Consider the following 14,735-nt stretch of genomic DNA (forward strand, 5'->3'; position numbering starts at 1 on the left):
CAGAATTACTTGTGGTAAGGGTGACCGGACAGCACGGTCCAGGCACGGTACAACTGTTCGCCGATCAGGATCCGCACCAGCGGGTGCGGCAAGGTCAGCGGCGACAACGACCAGCGCTGGTCGGCCCGGGCACAGACTTCCGGCGCCAGCCCTTCGGGGCCGCCGACCATGAAGTTGACGGTGCGCGAGTCCAGCCGCCAGCGATCGAGCTCGACCGCCAGTTGCTCGGTACTCCAGGGCTTGCCATGGACTTCGAGTGTGACAATCCGCTCGTTCGGCCCGACCTTTGCCAGCATGGCTTCGCCTTCCTGGCGGATGAAACGGGCCACGTCGGCGTTCTTGCCACGGGTATTGAGCGGTATTTCCACCAGTTCCAGCGCCAGCTCGGACGGAAGGCGCTTGGCATATTCATGCCAGCCTTCTTCCACCCACTTGGGCATGCGTGAACCGACGGCGATCAGTCGCAGTCGCACAGCGGTCCCTTATTCCTGGTCTTTGTTGAGCTTGTTGAAGTGCTCGTGACCAACTTCAGGGCTGTGGTGCTTGCCATCGGCCGCACGGCTCTGCTCGGCACCTTTCCACAGGCGCTCCAGGTCGTAGAACTGACGGGCGTTGGAGGTCATCATGTGGACGATCACGTCGTCCATGTCCAACAGCACCCAGTCGCTGTCGCCCTTGCCTTCTTCACCCAACGGCTTGATACCCAAGGCTTTGACGGCTTCGCGGACCTTGTCCAGCATCGCGCCGATCTGGCGGTTGGACGTACCGGTGGCGATGATCATGTAGTCAGTGATGCTCTGCTTGTCGCGAACATCAATTACCAGCACGTCCTGGGCCTTGACGTCTTCCAGGGCGGCTACGGCGATCTTGACCAGCTCGTCGCCTTTAGGTGGCTCGGCAGCGAGGACCTTTTCAGGCAGCGGGGCACTCTTGAACGTGCCTTTGCGCTTAACTTTGTTTACGTCGTTGTTCGTCATATAAAACTCGTTTTGCTCGTATGTTCGGGCGCTTCAATACACGTTGTTGCCACGTGCCTTGAGGCACTCCTATTCAGTTCGACGCACGGTAGAGTCCGTGCGCATCGATGTAGGCCAGGACCGCGTCGGGCACCAGGAAACGTACCGACTTACCGCTGGCCAGCAGTTGACGGATCTGGGTGGCGGATACCGCGAGCGGTGTCTGCCAGACGAATGCAATCTGTCCGCTCGGCCCTTTGAGGGCCAGCGGGTCGCTCACCGAGCGCGCTGCCAGCAGGTTGCGCAAGGCATCCGGCGGTTCGCTGTCGGCATCCGGGCGTTGCAACACCAGGATATGGCAATGCTGGAGCAACTCTTCCCAGCGGTGCCAAGTGGGCAGGCCGCAAAAAGCGTCCCAGCCCAAAAGCAGAAAAACCTGGTCGGATACGGCCAGTTCGGCGCGCATCAGTTCCAGGGTATCAATGGTGTAGGACGGTTTGTTCCGCTGCAATTCGCGGGCGTCCACCACCAACGGCGCCACACCGGCCACCGCGCACTCGACCATCGCCAGACGGTCTTTCGCCGACACCTGCGGCGTATCCCGATGGGGCGGCCTGGCACTGGGTGTCAGACGCAACTCATCGAGCGCCAGGGTTTCGGCGACTTCCAGCGCACCGCGCAAATGGCCGATGTGCACCGGGTCAAACGTTCCGCCCAGCACGCCAATGCGGCGAGGGGCTGGCTCGCTGACGGTGACCGGGGCTGACAGGTCGAAGTCGCCCAAGTCAGACCGGCTCCTGTCCGCGCAACTGCCCGTCGCCGACCACGATGTACTTCTCGCAGGTCAATCCTTCGAGACCCACCGGGCCGCGGGCGTGCAGCTTATCAGTAGAAATGCCGATCTCGGCACCCAATCCGTATTCGAAGCCATCGGCGAAGCATGTCGGTGTATTGATCATCACCGACGAGGAGTCGACTTCAGCCACGAAACGCCGGGTGTCACCCTGGTGTTCGCTGACAATCGAATCGGTGTGATGGGAACCGTAATGGTTGATGTGCTCGATGGCCTGGCACAGTCCGTCGACTACACGGATCGACAGAATCGGTGCCAGGTATTCGGTACTCCAGTCTTCTTCGGTCGCGACCACGGCATCGATGATCGCTCGGGTGCGTTCGCAACCGCGCAGCTCGACGCCTTTTTCGCGGAACTGTGCCGCCATCGCCGGCAGGAAATCGCTGGCGACGGTTTGATCGACCAGCAGCGTTTCCATGGCACCGCAGATGCCATAACGGTAAGTCTTGGCGTTGAACGCAATGCGCTGGGCCTTGGCCAGATCGGCGTGTTCACTCACATAAACGTGGCAGATGCCGTCCAGATGCTTGATCACCGGTACGCGGGCATCACGGCTGACGCGTTCGATCAGGCCACGGCCACCGCGCGGCACGATGACATCGACGTATTCAGGCATGGTGATCAGCGCACCGACGGCAGCGCGATCGGTGGTTTCGACCACTTGCACCACCGCAGCCGGCAGATCGGCCTCGGCCAGACCACGCTGAATGCAGGCGGCGATGGCTCGATTGGAATGAATGGCCTCGGAACCGCCACGCAGGATGGTCGCGTTGCCAGACTTCAGGCACAGACTGGCCGCATCGATGGTCACGTTCGGCCGCGACTCGTAGATGATTCCGATCACGCCCAGTGGCACGCGCATCTTGCCGACCTGAATACCGGACGGGCGGAAACTCATGTCACGGATCGCGCCGACCGGGTCCGGCAGGGCTGCCACCTGACGCAGGCCGACGATCATACCGTCGATACGCGCCGGGGTCAGTGCCAGGCGCTCAAGCAGGGCCGGCTCCAGACCGTTGGCGCGACCGGCGGCCAAATCCAGCTCATTAGCCGCCGTCAGCTCGGCGCGGGCAGCGTCCAGCGCATTGGCGGCGGCCTGCAGGGCGCGGTTTTTCTGCGCAGTGCTGGCTCGGCCGATCACGCGGGAAGCTTCGCGGGCAGCGCGACCCAGGCGGGTCATGTAGTCAAGAACGGACTCAGTCATGGTCTGGCGTGGTCTTTGATTAGGTCTTGGTAAAGAGTAAAGCGGCAGATTATAGCTGTCGCGTCCCGGGACTAACAGCGGTGACGGGCGGATGGTCGAAATGGAGGGGCATTTGCCGATGTTCAGCCGGGATTAAGCTGCAAATTGTTATCATCACGACTCATTCAGCCCTGACAAACACTGGTCATCATGTCCAATCTGACTGTTCGAGCGTCCGCCATGAGCCTGCCAGCAGGCCTTCCGGACGCGTTTTTCGACCGTGACGCCCAGATTCTGGCCCGGGAGTTACTGGGCAAAGTCATTCGCCATCGAGTTGGCGACCTGTGGCTCAGCGCCCGAATTATCGAGACCGAAGCCTATTACTGCGCAGAAAAAGGCAGCCACGCGTCCCTCGGTTACACAGAAAAGCGTAAGGCTTTGTTTCTGGATGGCGGCCACATCTATATGTATTACGCCCGGGGTGGTGACTCCCTGAACTTCAGCGCCCAAGGCCCGGGAAACGCGGTACTGATCAAATCCGCCTACCCGTGGGTCGATCAATTGAGCGGGCCGGCCAGCCTGGCACAGATGCTGTTGAACAACCCCGATGCCCAGGGCCACCCTCGCCCGTCACAAAAACTCTGCGCCGGGCAAACGCTGCTGTGCAAGGCGCTGGGCCTGAAAGTGCCGGTGTGGGACGCCAAACGCTTCGACCATGAAGTGCTACTGGTGGAGCACGTCGGCCAGACGCCCGCCCACATCATCCAGACTACGCGCCTGGGCATCCCCCACGGGCGCGATGAGCACCTGATGTACCGCTTCGTCGATGCGGCTTACGCGCCGTACTGCACACGCAACCCACTGCGACGGGGGCAAATCGAAGGTCACGACTATTTTGTGCTGACTTGAAATTGGATTGATCCATGTGGGAGCGGGCTTGCTCGCGAAAGCGGAGTATCAGGCGATACCAATATCGACTGAAAGGGCCTCTTCGCGGGCAAGCCCGCTCCCACAGGGCTTTTGGGTGTTTTTGAAGAATTGTGTTTGTCCCCAGGGACCAATTGAACATTAGATGGAGTGGTTTTTATGGGCCAATGGCTCGATAGCCTGACCGGTTGGTTGACGGTCAACCCGCAATGGCTGGCGGCGGCGGTGTTCATTGTGGCCTTCGTGGAATGCCTGGCGATTGCCGGGCTGATAGTGCCCGGCACCGTGCTGCTGTTCGCCGTGGCGGTACTGGCCGGCAGCGGAGCGCTCTCGCTGAGTGAAACACTGCTGCTGGGCTTCCTGGCCGGCGTGCTTGGCGATGTGGTCTCGTACTTCCTGGGGCGCCATTTCCACCAGAATATCCGGCGGCTGCCAGGATTGCGCCATCACCCGGAATGGATCGCCGGGGCCGAGACCTACTTCCAGCGCTATGGCATCGCCAGCCTGCTGGTCGGGCGTTTTATCGGACCGTTGCGGCCAATGCTGCCCATGGTCGCCGGCATGTGCGACATGCCCTTCCCACGCTTCTTCGCCGTCAGTCTGCTGGCTGGCGCGGGCTGGTCGGTGGCTTACCTGCTGCCAGGCTGGGCCACCGGCGCGGCGATTCGCTTGCCGCTGCCCGAAGGCTTCTGGACTCAGGCCGGGATCGTTGCCGGCAGCATTGCGGTCATGGTGGGGTTGAGTGCCACCAGTAGCCTGCGCCAGCATCGCCGGGCTACAGCGTTAATTGCCAGCATGAGTTTTCTGATTCTGGCAGGGCTGTTCATCGGCTATCCGTATCTGAGCGCTCTCGATCAAGGGCTGATGACCCTGGTGCAGGAGCACCGCAGCCCAATGCTCGATGAGGTGGCGGTGGTCTTCACGTTGATTGGCGAATTCCGCAACATGCTGCTGTTCAGTGCATTGTTGGTAGCACTGCTGTTGATTACCCGGCAATGGCGACAGGCAGTTTTCGCGTGCAGTACCCTCCTCTGCACGGCATTGGCCAACACCGCAACCAAACAGTTTTTCGCCCGCGTGCGCCCGGAAGTATTGAGTGATCCACTGACCAGTTACAGCATGCCCAGCGGCCACGCCTCAGGCGCGTTCGCGCTGTTTCTGACCCTCGCCGTGCTGGCTGGTCGCGGGCAACCGCCGCGCATGCGCCTGACCTGGTTGCTGGTGGCCAGCTTGCCGGCGATGGCGATTGCCCTTTCCCGGGTGTACCTCGGGGCACACTGGCCGACCGATGTCATGGCTGGCGCGATGCTGGCGGCATGTGTCTGTGCGGCCAGCCTGTGGCTGATCCAGCGCAAGGCCCCGCTGAACGCCTTGCCACCCAAGGTCTGGTGGCTGGTGTTGCCGGCGCTGGTGGCATTGTTCGGCTTCTTCGTGTTGCGGCATTTGCCGCATACGATGTTACGGTATGCGTATTAGTAAAAACGCTCCTCAGGCAAACAACTCACCCTGCAATTCATCCAGCAGCGCCTGAATCGCATCCAGTCGCTGCTGCGGATCATCAAGTTGTAGCAGGTCGATCTTGTCCAGCTCGGCAAAAGGCAGCAAGTACGCCAACTGATTGGCCAGTGACTGCTGCCCGGTCGCTTCAGTGCCCATGTTCAAGGCCTCGACCATCGGGTGCTCCGCCAGGGCCTTGAGCAATGCCACCAGGTCGGCGTCCTCATCCTGCAGGGGCTGTTCCGGTTCGTCCTCCAGCCACTCGACCTCGGCGACGGTCAACTGATCGCGCTGGACCTCCGCTTTCAATACATGGAAACGCCGCCCGCCCTGAACCCGAATCCCCAGCAGGCCGTTGTCCTGTTGTTTGAAATCGGTGATCAACGCTTCGCAGCCCACCAGCGCGTAGCCGGCCGGCGCGATCCCGACTTCTTCACCTTCAAGAATGCACACCACGCCGAAACCGCCGCCCTGCTTCATGCAGCGGCCGATCATGTCCAGATAGCGCGCCTCGAAGATCTGCAAGTCGAGGATGCAGCCAGGAAACAGCACCGTGTTCAACGGAAAAAGCGGCAGACTCATAGACATTTCCTTACACCACCATCGACACCGCCAGCGGCAGTAGCACCGCCGTGGCCACGCCCATCAAACTCATCGCCAGCGCCGCGAAGGCACCGCACTCTTCACTTTCCTGCATCGCCACTGCCGTGCCGACCGCGTGGGCCGTCATGCCCAGTGCCATGCCCCTGGCTTCCGGGCTATGCACGCCCAGCCGGGTCAACAGGGCCGGACCGAAAATCGCCCCGATCACACCCGTAATCAGGACGAACACCGCTGCCAGCGCCGCGACCCCACCGATCTGCTCAGCCACCAACATGGCAATTGGCGAAGTCACCGATTTCGGCGCCATGGTCATCAGGATCATGTGCTCGGCACCGAACGACCAACCCAGCAACACGCCCATCCCCGTGGCCACCACTCCGCCTATCACCAGCGTAGTAAATATCGGCCAGAACAACTGCCGAATCCGTCGCAGGTTGAGATAAAGCGGCACCGCCAGCGCGACAGTGGCCGGACCGAGCAGGATGCTGAGAATCTCGGTGCTCTTGCGATATTCAGCGTAGGTCAGGCCGCAGCCCACCAGCACGCCGATCACCAGCAACATGGAGACCAGCACCGGCTGCAAAAAGATCCATCGGGTTTTCTCGAACACTCCCAGTACAAGCTGATAGGCGCCGAGGGTAATACCAATGCCGAACAACGGATGGTGAATCACCGACGTCCAGGCGCCGTGCCAGTCGAAGATCATTGGCTGTCCTCGGAGACTGCGTGACGCTTGACCATGCGCTGCATCAGCACCCCGGCGAAGGCCATCGAAAGCAGCAGCGACAACACCAGCGCACCGACAATGGCCCAGAAATCCGCCGCGATGTCAGCGGCATAGACCATCACGCCCACGGCTGGCGGCACCAGCAACAGCGGCAGGTAGCGCAACAGGCTGCTGGCCGCCAGGTTCAGTGGCTCGCCGACCTGCCCGCGACAGATGAGGTAAACCAGCAACAGCAGCAACCCCACAATCGGCCCCGGCAGCACAGGCAAAATCAAATGATTGATCGCAGTGCCGAGCAATTGGAACAGCACCAGCCATGTCAGGCCCCGTAACAACATCAAAGATCTCCCGCAAAATCCATCACCCGCATTGGCCGGGCATTATAAGCATGCCCGCGCTATGGATCGGCATTCGCCAAAAGCATGGTCAGTTGACCTGAGCGTTTGGCCATGTTGATCTAAAGTAGTAAGCCGGGAAGTCAAATCCCCGCAAGCCAAAACTATAAAACCGATGAACCCAAGGAGAGTCTCAATGCCCTATGTTCCAGTTGCAGAGCTCAAAGATTATGTCGGCAAGGAACTCGGACGTTCCGAATGGCTCACCATCGATCAGGAACGCATCAACCTGTTCGCTGAAGCCACGGGGGACTATCAGTTCATCCACGTCGATCCGGTCAAGGCCGCGCAAACGCCATTTGGCAGCACCATCGCTCACGGTTTCCTGTCGTTGTCGCTGATCCCGAAACTGATGGAAGACATCCTCGTCATGCCTGAAGGCTTGAAGATGGTAGTCAACTATGGCCTCGACAGCGTGCGCTTCATTCAGCCGGTCAAGGTCAATTCGAAAGTGCGGCTCAAGGTCGACCTGACCGAAGTCACCGAGAAAAAACCCGGCCAATGGCTGCTCAAGGCCACCGCCACCCTGGAAATCGAAGGTTCGGACAAACCGGCGTATATCGCCGAACCCCTGTCCCTGTGCTTCGTATAGACCTTCCCGGATGCGAAGCAGCTCATGCTGTTTCGCGCCCTCTCGCGGTACCTCGCCCTATATAAGGACACATAGCTGCGGCATACTCCTTCGCCTAATTGCCCGGAATCCGCTATGCGCCCACTTGCACTCCTTGCCTTGACCCTGATGCTCACCGCTTGCGGCGACGGCGAATCGCCTTTGTCCCCCGACGCGCGCCTGCCGGACGGCGGACGCTATCGCGGTGACCTGGTCAATGGCTTGCTGCAGGGCAAGGGGCGCATCGACTACCCGAACGGCAGCTGGTACGCCGGCGAATTCGACAAAGGCCAGTGGCAAGGCCAGGGCGAATGGCATGGCAGCAATGGCGAAGTCTATCGCGGACAGTTCAATCAGGGACTGTTCGACGGTCAAGGGGCATTGACCACCAACGGCAACAGTTACAGCGGCGGCTTCAAGGCTGGCCGGCGCAACGGCGAAGGCACACTCAAAGAAAACGGCATGAGCTATCGCGGAGAGTTCAAGGCCGATCAGTACGCCGGCCTGGGTCGCCTCGAACTCGAGGACGGCAGCGCCTATCAGGGCCAGTTCGCCCACGGCAAACCCAATGGCGAAGGCCAGCGTAGCGACGGCAACGGCAATCAGTTCACCGGGCACTTCGTCGACGGCCAACTGGAAGGCAACGGGACGTTCAACAGCGCCGATGGCGATATCTATGTCGGCGGCTTCAAGAACAATCAACTGCACGGCAAAGGCCGCTACGAAAACGCCGACGGCGATGTCTGGCTGGGTCAGTTCAAGGAAGGTTCACTGAACGGCAAGGGCGAGTTGATTGGTGCTGACGGCAGCCACTACATCGGCCAGTTCAACGACTGGCGCTTTTCCGGCCAGGGCCGACTGAACCTGTCGGACGGCAGCTTTTACACCGGCCAGTTCGACAACGACAGTTACCAGGGGCGCGGCACATTGGTGTTGACCGACGGCACCGTGCTCAGCGGCACCTGGATCAATGGCCAGCGCGTGCGCGACGCCGAGGGCAAATTGTTGCCCGACACTCTGGAGCTCGGCCTGCTGGCGCAGGGGCGCTTGCTCGACTCGGCGCTGACCAGCATTCCGCCCTCGACCCCGGCGGTGGAGCTGTATTCGTTGACCTTGGGCGGTGATGGCAAGCAAAGCGTATTTCTGCGCGAATCCGACTACGTCGCCAATATGCTCACCACCCGTTTCGGCGCCTTTGGCCAGATCCGCCTGGTGAACCATCGCGACCACCTCGCCGACCGCCCGATGGCTACCCGGGAAAACCTGCGCCGAGCAGCCCTGACGCTGGCCGAACGCAGCGGTCCGGAAGACCTGATTTTCATCTACCTGACCAGCCATGGCACCAGCGAACACGAGCTGGTGCTGGACCAGCCGCGCATGGAGCTGGCCGATCTTCCAGCCGACGAATTGGCCGCTGTTCTCGCCCCGTTGAAAAACCGCGACAAGATCATCGTGATTTCGTCCTGCTACTCCGGCGGTTTCATCCCCGCCCTCAAGGATGAACGGACCCTGATCATGACGGCCTCACGGGCCGACCGGGTGTCCTTCGGCTGCTCGGAGGAAGCCAACTTCACCTACTTCGGCGATGCACTCTTCGCCCAGGCCCTGAACCAGACCGATGACCTGGACCAAGCCTTCAAACTGGCCAAGGCCACTGTCGCCGAACGTGAACTGGCAGACGGTTTCGAAGCATCCGAACCACAGATCTGGGCACCGAAAACCGTCCTTTCGCATTGGCAATTACTGCGCAAACAACAGGCACGAAAAGCCCTGCAAAGTGCGTCTAACGAAAGCAAGGATGCAAACAGCAACTAAGCTGAACAGTATCAAGGGAGAAACACTATGTACTTGACGCCTCAGCACGTGCTGCTCGCCGGAGCCACCGGTTTAACGGGTGAACACCTGCTTGATCGCCTGCTTAACGAGCCAACGATTACCCGGGTTCTGGCCCCCTCACGCCGGCCACTGGCCAAACACCCGCACCTTGAAAACCCCGTCGGCGACCCGGCGGAGTTTCTGCCGCAGTTGAACGGCCGTGTCGACATCGCCTACTGCTGCCTGGGCACCACCATCAAACAGGCAGGCTCGGAACAGGCGTTCCGCGCAGTGGACCTGGACATGGTCGTAGCCTTTGCCAAACGCGCACGGGAGATGGGCGCACGGCACCTGATCGTGATCAGTGCCCTGGGAGCCGATCGCAGATCCTCGATTTTCTACAACCGGGTCAAAGGCGAGATGGAGTACGCATTGCGCGCGCAAGACTGGCCGCAGCTGACTATTTGCCGCCCTTCGCTGTTGCTGGGTGATCGCACCGAACCGCGACTGGGCGAGAAAGTCGCCGGCCCGTTGTCTCGGCTGATCCCTGGCAAATACCATGGTATCGAGGCCTGCCAACTGGCTCGTGCGATGTGGCGCCTGGCGCTGGAAGAGCAGGACGGGGTCAGGATTGTCGAGTCGGATGAGCTGAGGAAGTTGGGCAAGTAATTTTATGATGCCTGAGCGGGCCTCTTCGCGGGCAAGCCCGCTCCCACAGGATTTTGTGTCGTACACAAATTTTGAAATCGCTGAAAAACCTGTGGAAGCGAGCTTGCTCGCGATAGAGCGCGAAGCGCTCTATTACAACCCACCCGTCGCCTGAAAACTCACGCCAATTACCGTCAACAACGACAGCGGCAACAGCAGCGTGTCGAGCAAAGCACTCGCCGGCAGGTCGACACCGGGATAGCCCGGTGCTTCGGCACCGAAACGATCCTTGGCGCAACAACCGCCGTTCATCGCGTACAAATCCAGGCGAGTACCCGAGTACACCACCGGTGCCCCCGGCTTGGCCGCATCGAGCGTGCGCGCCGTGGCGCACCCGGCCAGTTGCAGCGCCAGTACCACCACCAGTAGCTTATTCATCGCTGGTCAGATGATGCTCGCCCCAACGCGGCAACATGTCCTGAGGAATATTCAGCAGGTTAAGGATCCGTGCCACGACGAAATCGATCAGGTCGTCGATGGTTTGCGGCTGGTGATAGAAGCCCGGTGATGCCGGCAGGATTGTCACGCCCATATTCGACAACTTGAGCATGTGCTCCAGGTGAATGCTCGAATACGGCGCCTCGCGAGGCACAAGAATCAGCTGCCGACGCTCTTTCAGCGTCACGTCCGCAGCACGCTCGATCAGGTTGTTGCAGGCACCCGTGGCGATGGCCGACAAAGTACCCGTCGAACACGGCACCACCACCATCGCCGCGGGCGCGCCGGAGCCCGAGGCCACCGGCGACATCCAGTCTTCCTTGCCGTACACCCGAATCTGCCCGGCGGCAGCACCGGTGTATTCGGTGAGGAACGCCTGCATCATCTGCGGCTTGGACGGCAGCGTGACGTCAGTTTCGGTGGCCATCACTAACTGCGCGGCCTTGGAAATCAGGAAGTGCACTTCACGATCGTCCCGCACCAGGCAGTCGAGCAGGCGCAAACCGTACTGGGCGCCTGAGGCGCCGGTCATTGCCAGGGTGATGCGGTCCGGGCCGTTGTTCATTTCAGCGCCTCGGCCAGTTTGCCGTGCAGGCCGCCGAAGCCGCCGTTGCTCATGATCACCACGTGAGTGCCGGGTTGGGCCTGGCTCTTCACGCGCTCGATGATGCCTTCAAGGGAATCGCTGACAATCGACGGCACAGTGCACAGCGCCGCAGTGCCCGCCAGATCCCAGCCAAGGTTGGCGGGTGCGTACCAGATCACCTGATCGGCATCGACCACGCTTTCCGGCAATCCGTCACGGTGCGCACCGAGCTTCATGGAGTTGGAACGGGGCTCGATGATTGCGATCAACGGTGCATCGCCGATGCGCTTTCGCAGCCCATCCAGCGTGGTGGCGATGGCGGTCGGGTGGTGAGCGAAGTCGTCATAAATGGTGATGCCACGGACTTCCGCGACTTTCTCCATCCGGCGTTTCACGCTTTTGAAGGCGCTCAACGCGGCGATGCCCATGGATGGCACGACACCGACGTGGCGTGCGGCGGCCAGCGTCGCCAGGGCGTTGGCGACGTTGTGCTGGCCAGTCATGTCCCACTCGACCACACCCTGGGCGACGCCTTCGAACATCACTTCGAACTTCGAGCCATCTTCACTGAGCAGCTTGACCTGCCACTGACCGCCGGCTCCTGTGGTTTGCACCGGGGTCCAGCAACCCATTTCGATAACGCGCTGCAACGCCGGCTCGGTGGTCGGATGGATCACCAGGCCTTCGCTCGGGATGGTCCGCACCAAGTGATGGAACTGCCGCTCAATGGCCGGCAGGTCCGGGAAGATATCGGCGTGATCGAATTCGAGGTTGTTCAGGATTGCCGTGCGCGGGCGGTAATGTACGAACTTGGAGCGCTTGTCGAAGAACGCGCTGTCGTACTCGTCGGCTTCGATGACGAAGAACGGTGTGTCACCCAGGCGCGCCGACACCGAGAAGTTTTGCGGCACGCCGCCGATCAGGAAGCCGGGGGCCATGCCTGCGTGTTCCAGTACCCATGCCAGCATGCTGCTGGTGGTGGTCTTGCCGTGCGTACCGGCCACGGCCAGTACCCAGCGACCTTGCAGCACGTGATCCGCCAGCCATTGCGGGCCGGAGACGTAAGGCAGGCCTTTGTTCAGCACGTACTCCACCGCCGGGTTGCCCCGGGACATGGCGTTGCCGATCACCACCAGATCAGGGGCCGGATCGAGTTGCGCCGGGTCGTAGCCTTGGGTCAACTCGATGCCCTGGGCTTGCAGTTGAGTACTCATCGGCGGATAGACGTTGGCATCGGAGCCGGTCACGTGATGGCCCAGCTCTTTGGCCAGAACCGCCATTGACCCCATGAAAGTGCCGCAGATACCAAGAATATGAATGTGCATAGTCGACCTCGTAAAACATGGCCGCAGGTTAGCTTAGGGAGGGGAAATTCGCACCTTGTGTTTCGCCCTCACCGACGCCATTCGCGAGCAAGCCCGCTCCCACAGGAACGATGCGGTCCCTGTGGGAGCGGGCTTGCTCGCGAATGGCGCGACTCGGATTAACGGGTAATTCCGTGTTTACGAAGCTTGCGATAAAGGGTATTTCGACTGACGCCCAGTTGTTCTGCTGTATGCGTCATATGCCAGCGCGTCTGCTCCAGCGCGTTCAACAACGCTAAACGCTCGGCATCCTCCAGCGGATGCTCCGATGGCTCTTCAACGGCCTGCATTACCACCGGTCGGACCTGGCGAATCATGGCCGGCAAATCCTCCAGACCGATCCGTCCGCCATCGCATAACGCTGCCAACGTACGCAGCACATTGCGCAACTGCCGCACGTTGCCCGGCCAGGCGAACCCCAACAAGGCCTCTCGCGCCGGCCCGTCGATCAGCACGGTTTCCGTGCCGGCCTCTTCGGACAGTAAAAAGTCGAGTAACTGCGACTTGTCACTGCGATCGCGCAATGCTGGCAGCGCCACCTCCAGCCCGTTGAGCCGGTAATACAAATCCTCGCGAAAGCTGCCGTCCTGCACGCGATCCAGCAAATTGCGGTGGGTGGCGCTGATGATCCGCACGTTAACCGCTTCCGGCTCGCCACCGATCGGCACCACTTGCCGGTCTTCCAGCACCCGCAGCAAGCGTGTTTGCAGAGCCAGCGGCATGTCTCCGATTTCGTCGAGGAACAACGTCCCGCCGTCGGCTTGTTGCAACTTGCCGCGCATGCCTTCCTTGCGGGCGCCGGTGAAGCTGCCGCCGCGGTAACCGAACAGCTCGCTTTCGATCAGGCTTTCGGGAATGGCCGCGCAATTGAGGGCGACAAAGGCTTTTTCCGCCCGCTGGCTGGCGTGGTGCACCGCTTTGGCAAAGGCCTCCTTGCCAGACCCGGTTTCGCCGTTGATCAGCAGTGGCACGTCACGCTCGTAGACGCGCAAGGCCTTGCGGAAGTCCGCCTGCAACGCCGCATCATCCAGGCAAATGCCTGACAGGCGCGGTGCGTGTGCAACCGTGGGAGCAGTTACCCTCGGAGTCGGCAGCGACCGCCGCGCCTCACCGCGCAATACCGCGAACAGCTTGCGACCATCACGGGTACGCAATGGCCAACTGGCCGCGGCATTGATACTCGCCCGCCCCAGCAACTCATCGAGCGAGCAGTCGAAAAACGCCTCCACCGGTTTGCCCAGCAAGCCGCCGCGAATGTGTCCAAGCAGGTTCAGCGCACTCTGGTTGACCGCGCAAATGCGCCCTTCTCCGTCGAACGCCAGCAAGCCTTCGCTGAACAAACCGACGGACTCAGCCTGCAAGTGAAAACGCAGCAACCATTGATTGTCGAAGCAGCGCAGGAAGTAACAGCTTTCGATCATCTTCGCCGACAGATTGACCAGAGCCATGGTGTGGAACTGACTTTGCCGCGACACATCGCGCCGCGCCGACGACACGTCGAGCACTGCCAGCAATTCGCCATGCGGATCGAAGACCGGGCTCGCCGAGCAGGTCAGGCCGGTGTGGCGGCCACGAAAGTGTTCGTCCTGATGGATGGTCAGCGACTGACGCTCCACCAGGCAAGTGCCAATGCCGTTGGTGCCTTCGCAGGCTTCGCTCCAGTCGGCACCGAGCCAGAGCCCGGCGCGCTCGAAAATCTGTCGTTCGGCGGGCGCGGTGACGCAATTGAGGATCACGCCGCGGGCGTCGGTCAGCAGTACCGCATGACCGGCACCGGAGAGTTGCTGGTGCAGGCTGGTCATTTCATTGCCAGCAATGTGCAGCACCTGCTGCAAGCGTTCGCGACTTTCCAGGACACGGCCATGCTCCAGCACCGTCGGTGCGATGCTCAGCGCCGGATCGAGATGATAGTCCTCGAGGCAGCGCAGCCAGGAACGGGCGATGGACGGATCGCTGCCGGGGCCGTGCAGGTGGGCCTTGCCCTGGGTCACGGTCAATACTTGCTGGGCATGGCGACTCAAATGGTTGTCGTGCATTTCTTATTATTCTCCCCGGGGCTCGGCGTCCCGTGCA

At 61.1% G+C, this 14,735-nt stretch carries 16 protein-coding genes; 5 read left to right on the top strand and 11 right to left on the bottom strand.

The features are described from left to right. Nucleotides 1-5: 5 nt before the first annotated feature. The 4 genes from rlmH to AC06G5_RS26755 form a co-directional block, all read right to left on the bottom strand. Entirely contained in the window at nt 6-473 is a 468-nt protein-coding gene (gene rlmH / locus AC06G5_RS26740; protein ID WP_003185785.1) for a 23S rRNA (pseudouridine(1915)-N(3))-methyltransferase RlmH, read from the bottom strand. Nucleotides 474-482: 9 nt separating this feature from the next. Further along, a complete protein-coding gene (rsfS, locus tag AC06G5_RS26745; protein ID WP_008022922.1) occupies nt 483-977 on the bottom strand; it encodes a ribosome silencing factor in 495 nt (164 codons plus the stop codon). A gap of 73 nt (nt 978-1,050) precedes the next feature. Next, the gene (gene nadD / locus AC06G5_RS26750) at nt 1,051-1,740 is read right to left on the bottom strand and encodes a nicotinate-nucleotide adenylyltransferase (RefSeq protein ID WP_413423621.1); all 690 of its coding nucleotides are present in this window, start codon (nt 1,738-1,740) and stop codon (nt 1,051-1,053) included. Nucleotide 1,741: 1 nt separating this feature from the next. Continuing rightward, nucleotides 1,742-3,013 carry a glutamate-5-semialdehyde dehydrogenase gene (locus AC06G5_RS26755; RefSeq protein WP_413423619.1) on the bottom strand — a complete coding sequence of 424 codons (1,272 nt, stop codon included), beginning with the start codon at nt 3,011-3,013 and terminating at the stop codon, nt 1,742-1,744. A 189-nt stretch (nt 3,014-3,202) separates the two neighbouring features. Between AC06G5_RS26755 and AC06G5_RS26760 the strand changes: the two genes are divergently transcribed. Beyond that, nucleotides 3,203-3,901 carry a DNA-3-methyladenine glycosylase gene (locus AC06G5_RS26760; protein ID WP_413703963.1) on the top strand — a complete coding sequence of 233 codons (699 nt, stop codon included), beginning with the start codon at nt 3,203-3,205 and terminating at the stop codon, nt 3,899-3,901. Between the two features lie 177 nt (nt 3,902-4,078). Beyond that, entirely contained in the window at nt 4,079-5,395 is a 1,317-nt protein-coding gene (locus AC06G5_RS26765) for a bifunctional DedA family/phosphatase PAP2 family protein (RefSeq protein WP_413423615.1), read from the top strand. 12 nt (nt 5,396-5,407) lie between these two features. Here the strand turns inward: AC06G5_RS26765 and AC06G5_RS26770 are convergent, their stop codons facing one another. The 3 genes from AC06G5_RS26770 to AC06G5_RS26780 are packed head-to-tail and all read right to left on the bottom strand — an operon-like array spanning nt 5,408 to nt 7,084. Continuing rightward, nucleotides 5,408-5,998 (bottom strand): LON peptidase substrate-binding domain-containing protein, encoded by a 591-nt coding sequence (locus tag AC06G5_RS26770; protein ID WP_008022910.1) that lies wholly within the window; start codon nt 5,996-5,998, stop codon nt 5,408-5,410. A 10-nt stretch (nt 5,999-6,008) separates the two neighbouring features. Beyond that, nucleotides 6,009-6,725: an LrgB family protein gene (locus tag AC06G5_RS26775; RefSeq protein ID WP_413423613.1), complete on the bottom strand. Its 717-nt coding sequence runs from the start codon at nt 6,723-6,725 to the stop codon at nt 6,009-6,011. Further along, on the bottom strand, nt 6,722-7,084 hold the full coding sequence (locus AC06G5_RS26780; protein WP_413423611.1) for a CidA/LrgA family protein: 363 nt from the start codon (nt 7,082-7,084) through the stop codon (nt 6,722-6,724). The genes AC06G5_RS26775 and AC06G5_RS26780 overlap by 4 nt, the downstream gene beginning before the upstream one ends. Nucleotides 7,085-7,277: 193 nt before the next feature. On the opposite strand from AC06G5_RS26780, the gene AC06G5_RS26785 reads away from it, so the two are divergent. From AC06G5_RS26785 to AC06G5_RS26795, 3 genes are all read left to right on the top strand, one after another. Then, nucleotides 7,278-7,733 carry a MaoC family dehydratase gene (locus AC06G5_RS26785; protein ID WP_057400579.1) on the top strand — a complete coding sequence of 152 codons (456 nt, stop codon included), beginning with the start codon at nt 7,278-7,280 and terminating at the stop codon, nt 7,731-7,733. Between the two features lie 114 nt (nt 7,734-7,847). Further along, on the top strand, nt 7,848-9,566 hold the full coding sequence (locus tag AC06G5_RS26790) for a C13 family peptidase (RefSeq protein ID WP_413423609.1): 1,719 nt from the start codon (nt 7,848-7,850) through the stop codon (nt 9,564-9,566). 27 nt (nt 9,567-9,593) lie between these two features. Continuing rightward, nucleotides 9,594-10,235 (top strand): oxidoreductase, encoded by a 642-nt coding sequence (locus tag AC06G5_RS26795; RefSeq protein ID WP_413423607.1) that lies wholly within the window; start codon nt 9,594-9,596, stop codon nt 10,233-10,235. Nucleotides 10,236-10,367: 132 nt separating this feature from the next. Here AC06G5_RS26795 and AC06G5_RS26800 read toward each other — a convergent pair whose 3' ends face one another. The 4 genes from AC06G5_RS26800 to AC06G5_RS26815 form a co-directional block, all read right to left on the bottom strand. Next, entirely contained in the window at nt 10,368-10,652 is a 285-nt protein-coding gene (locus tag AC06G5_RS26800; protein WP_413423605.1) for a YceK/YidQ family lipoprotein, read from the bottom strand. Beyond that, a complete protein-coding gene (gene ubiX, locus AC06G5_RS26805) occupies nt 10,645-11,277 on the bottom strand; it encodes a flavin prenyltransferase UbiX (protein WP_008022902.1) in 633 nt (210 codons plus the stop codon). The genes AC06G5_RS26800 and ubiX overlap by 8 nt, the downstream gene beginning before the upstream one ends. Further along, complete coding sequence (gene mpl / locus AC06G5_RS26810; RefSeq protein WP_413423603.1) at nt 11,274-12,623, bottom strand: UDP-N-acetylmuramate:L-alanyl-gamma-D-glutamyl-meso-diaminopimelate ligase; 1,350 nt, start codon at nt 12,621-12,623, stop codon at nt 11,274-11,276. The genes ubiX and mpl overlap by 4 nt, the downstream gene beginning before the upstream one ends. A 158-nt stretch (nt 12,624-12,781) precedes the next feature. Beyond that, nucleotides 12,782-14,698: a sigma-54-dependent Fis family transcriptional regulator gene (locus tag AC06G5_RS26815; RefSeq protein WP_413423601.1), complete on the bottom strand. Its 1,917-nt coding sequence runs from the start codon at nt 14,696-14,698 to the stop codon at nt 12,782-12,784. Between the last annotated feature and the right edge of the window lie 37 nt (nt 14,699-14,735).

The sequence above is a fragment of the Pseudomonas sp. WT-JTC genome (genome assembly GCF_056711565.1).

Coding starts and splice junctions, on each gene's coding strand:
- rsfS (WP_008022922.1), bottom strand. CDS start 977: ATGACGAACAACGACGTAAACAAAGTTAAGCGCAAAGGCACGTTCAAG.
- AC06G5_RS26755 (WP_413423619.1), bottom strand. CDS start 3,013: ATGACTGAGTCCGTTCTTGACTACATGACCCGCCTGGGTCGCGCTGCC.
- AC06G5_RS26760 (WP_413703963.1), top strand. CDS start 3,203: ATGTCCAATCTGACTGTTCGAGCGTCCGCCATGAGCCTGCCAGCAGGC.
- AC06G5_RS26765 (WP_413423615.1), top strand. CDS start 4,079: ATGGGCCAATGGCTCGATAGCCTGACCGGTTGGTTGACGGTCAACCCG.
- AC06G5_RS26770 (WP_008022910.1), bottom strand. CDS start 5,998: ATGAGTCTGCCGCTTTTTCCGTTGAACACGGTGCTGTTTCCTGGCTGC.
- AC06G5_RS26775 (WP_413423613.1), bottom strand. CDS start 6,725: ATGATCTTCGACTGGCACGGCGCCTGGACGTCGGTGATTCACCATCCG.
- AC06G5_RS26780 (WP_413423611.1), bottom strand. CDS start 7,084: ATGTTGTTACGGGGCCTGACATGGCTGGTGCTGTTCCAATTGCTCGGC.
- AC06G5_RS26785 (WP_057400579.1), top strand. CDS start 7,278: ATGCCCTATGTTCCAGTTGCAGAGCTCAAAGATTATGTCGGCAAGGAA.
- AC06G5_RS26790 (WP_413423609.1), top strand. CDS start 7,848: ATGCGCCCACTTGCACTCCTTGCCTTGACCCTGATGCTCACCGCTTGC.
- AC06G5_RS26795 (WP_413423607.1), top strand. CDS start 9,594: ATGTACTTGACGCCTCAGCACGTGCTGCTCGCCGGAGCCACCGGTTTA.
- AC06G5_RS26800 (WP_413423605.1), bottom strand. CDS start 10,652: ATGAATAAGCTACTGGTGGTGGTACTGGCGCTGCAACTGGCCGGGTGC.
- ubiX (WP_008022902.1), bottom strand. CDS start 11,277: ATGAACAACGGCCCGGACCGCATCACCCTGGCAATGACCGGCGCCTCA.
- mpl (WP_413423603.1), bottom strand. CDS start 12,623: ATGCACATTCATATTCTTGGTATCTGCGGCACTTTCATGGGGTCAATG.
- AC06G5_RS26815 (WP_413423601.1), bottom strand. CDS start 14,698: ATGCACGACAACCATTTGAGTCGCCATGCCCAGCAAGTATTGACCGTG.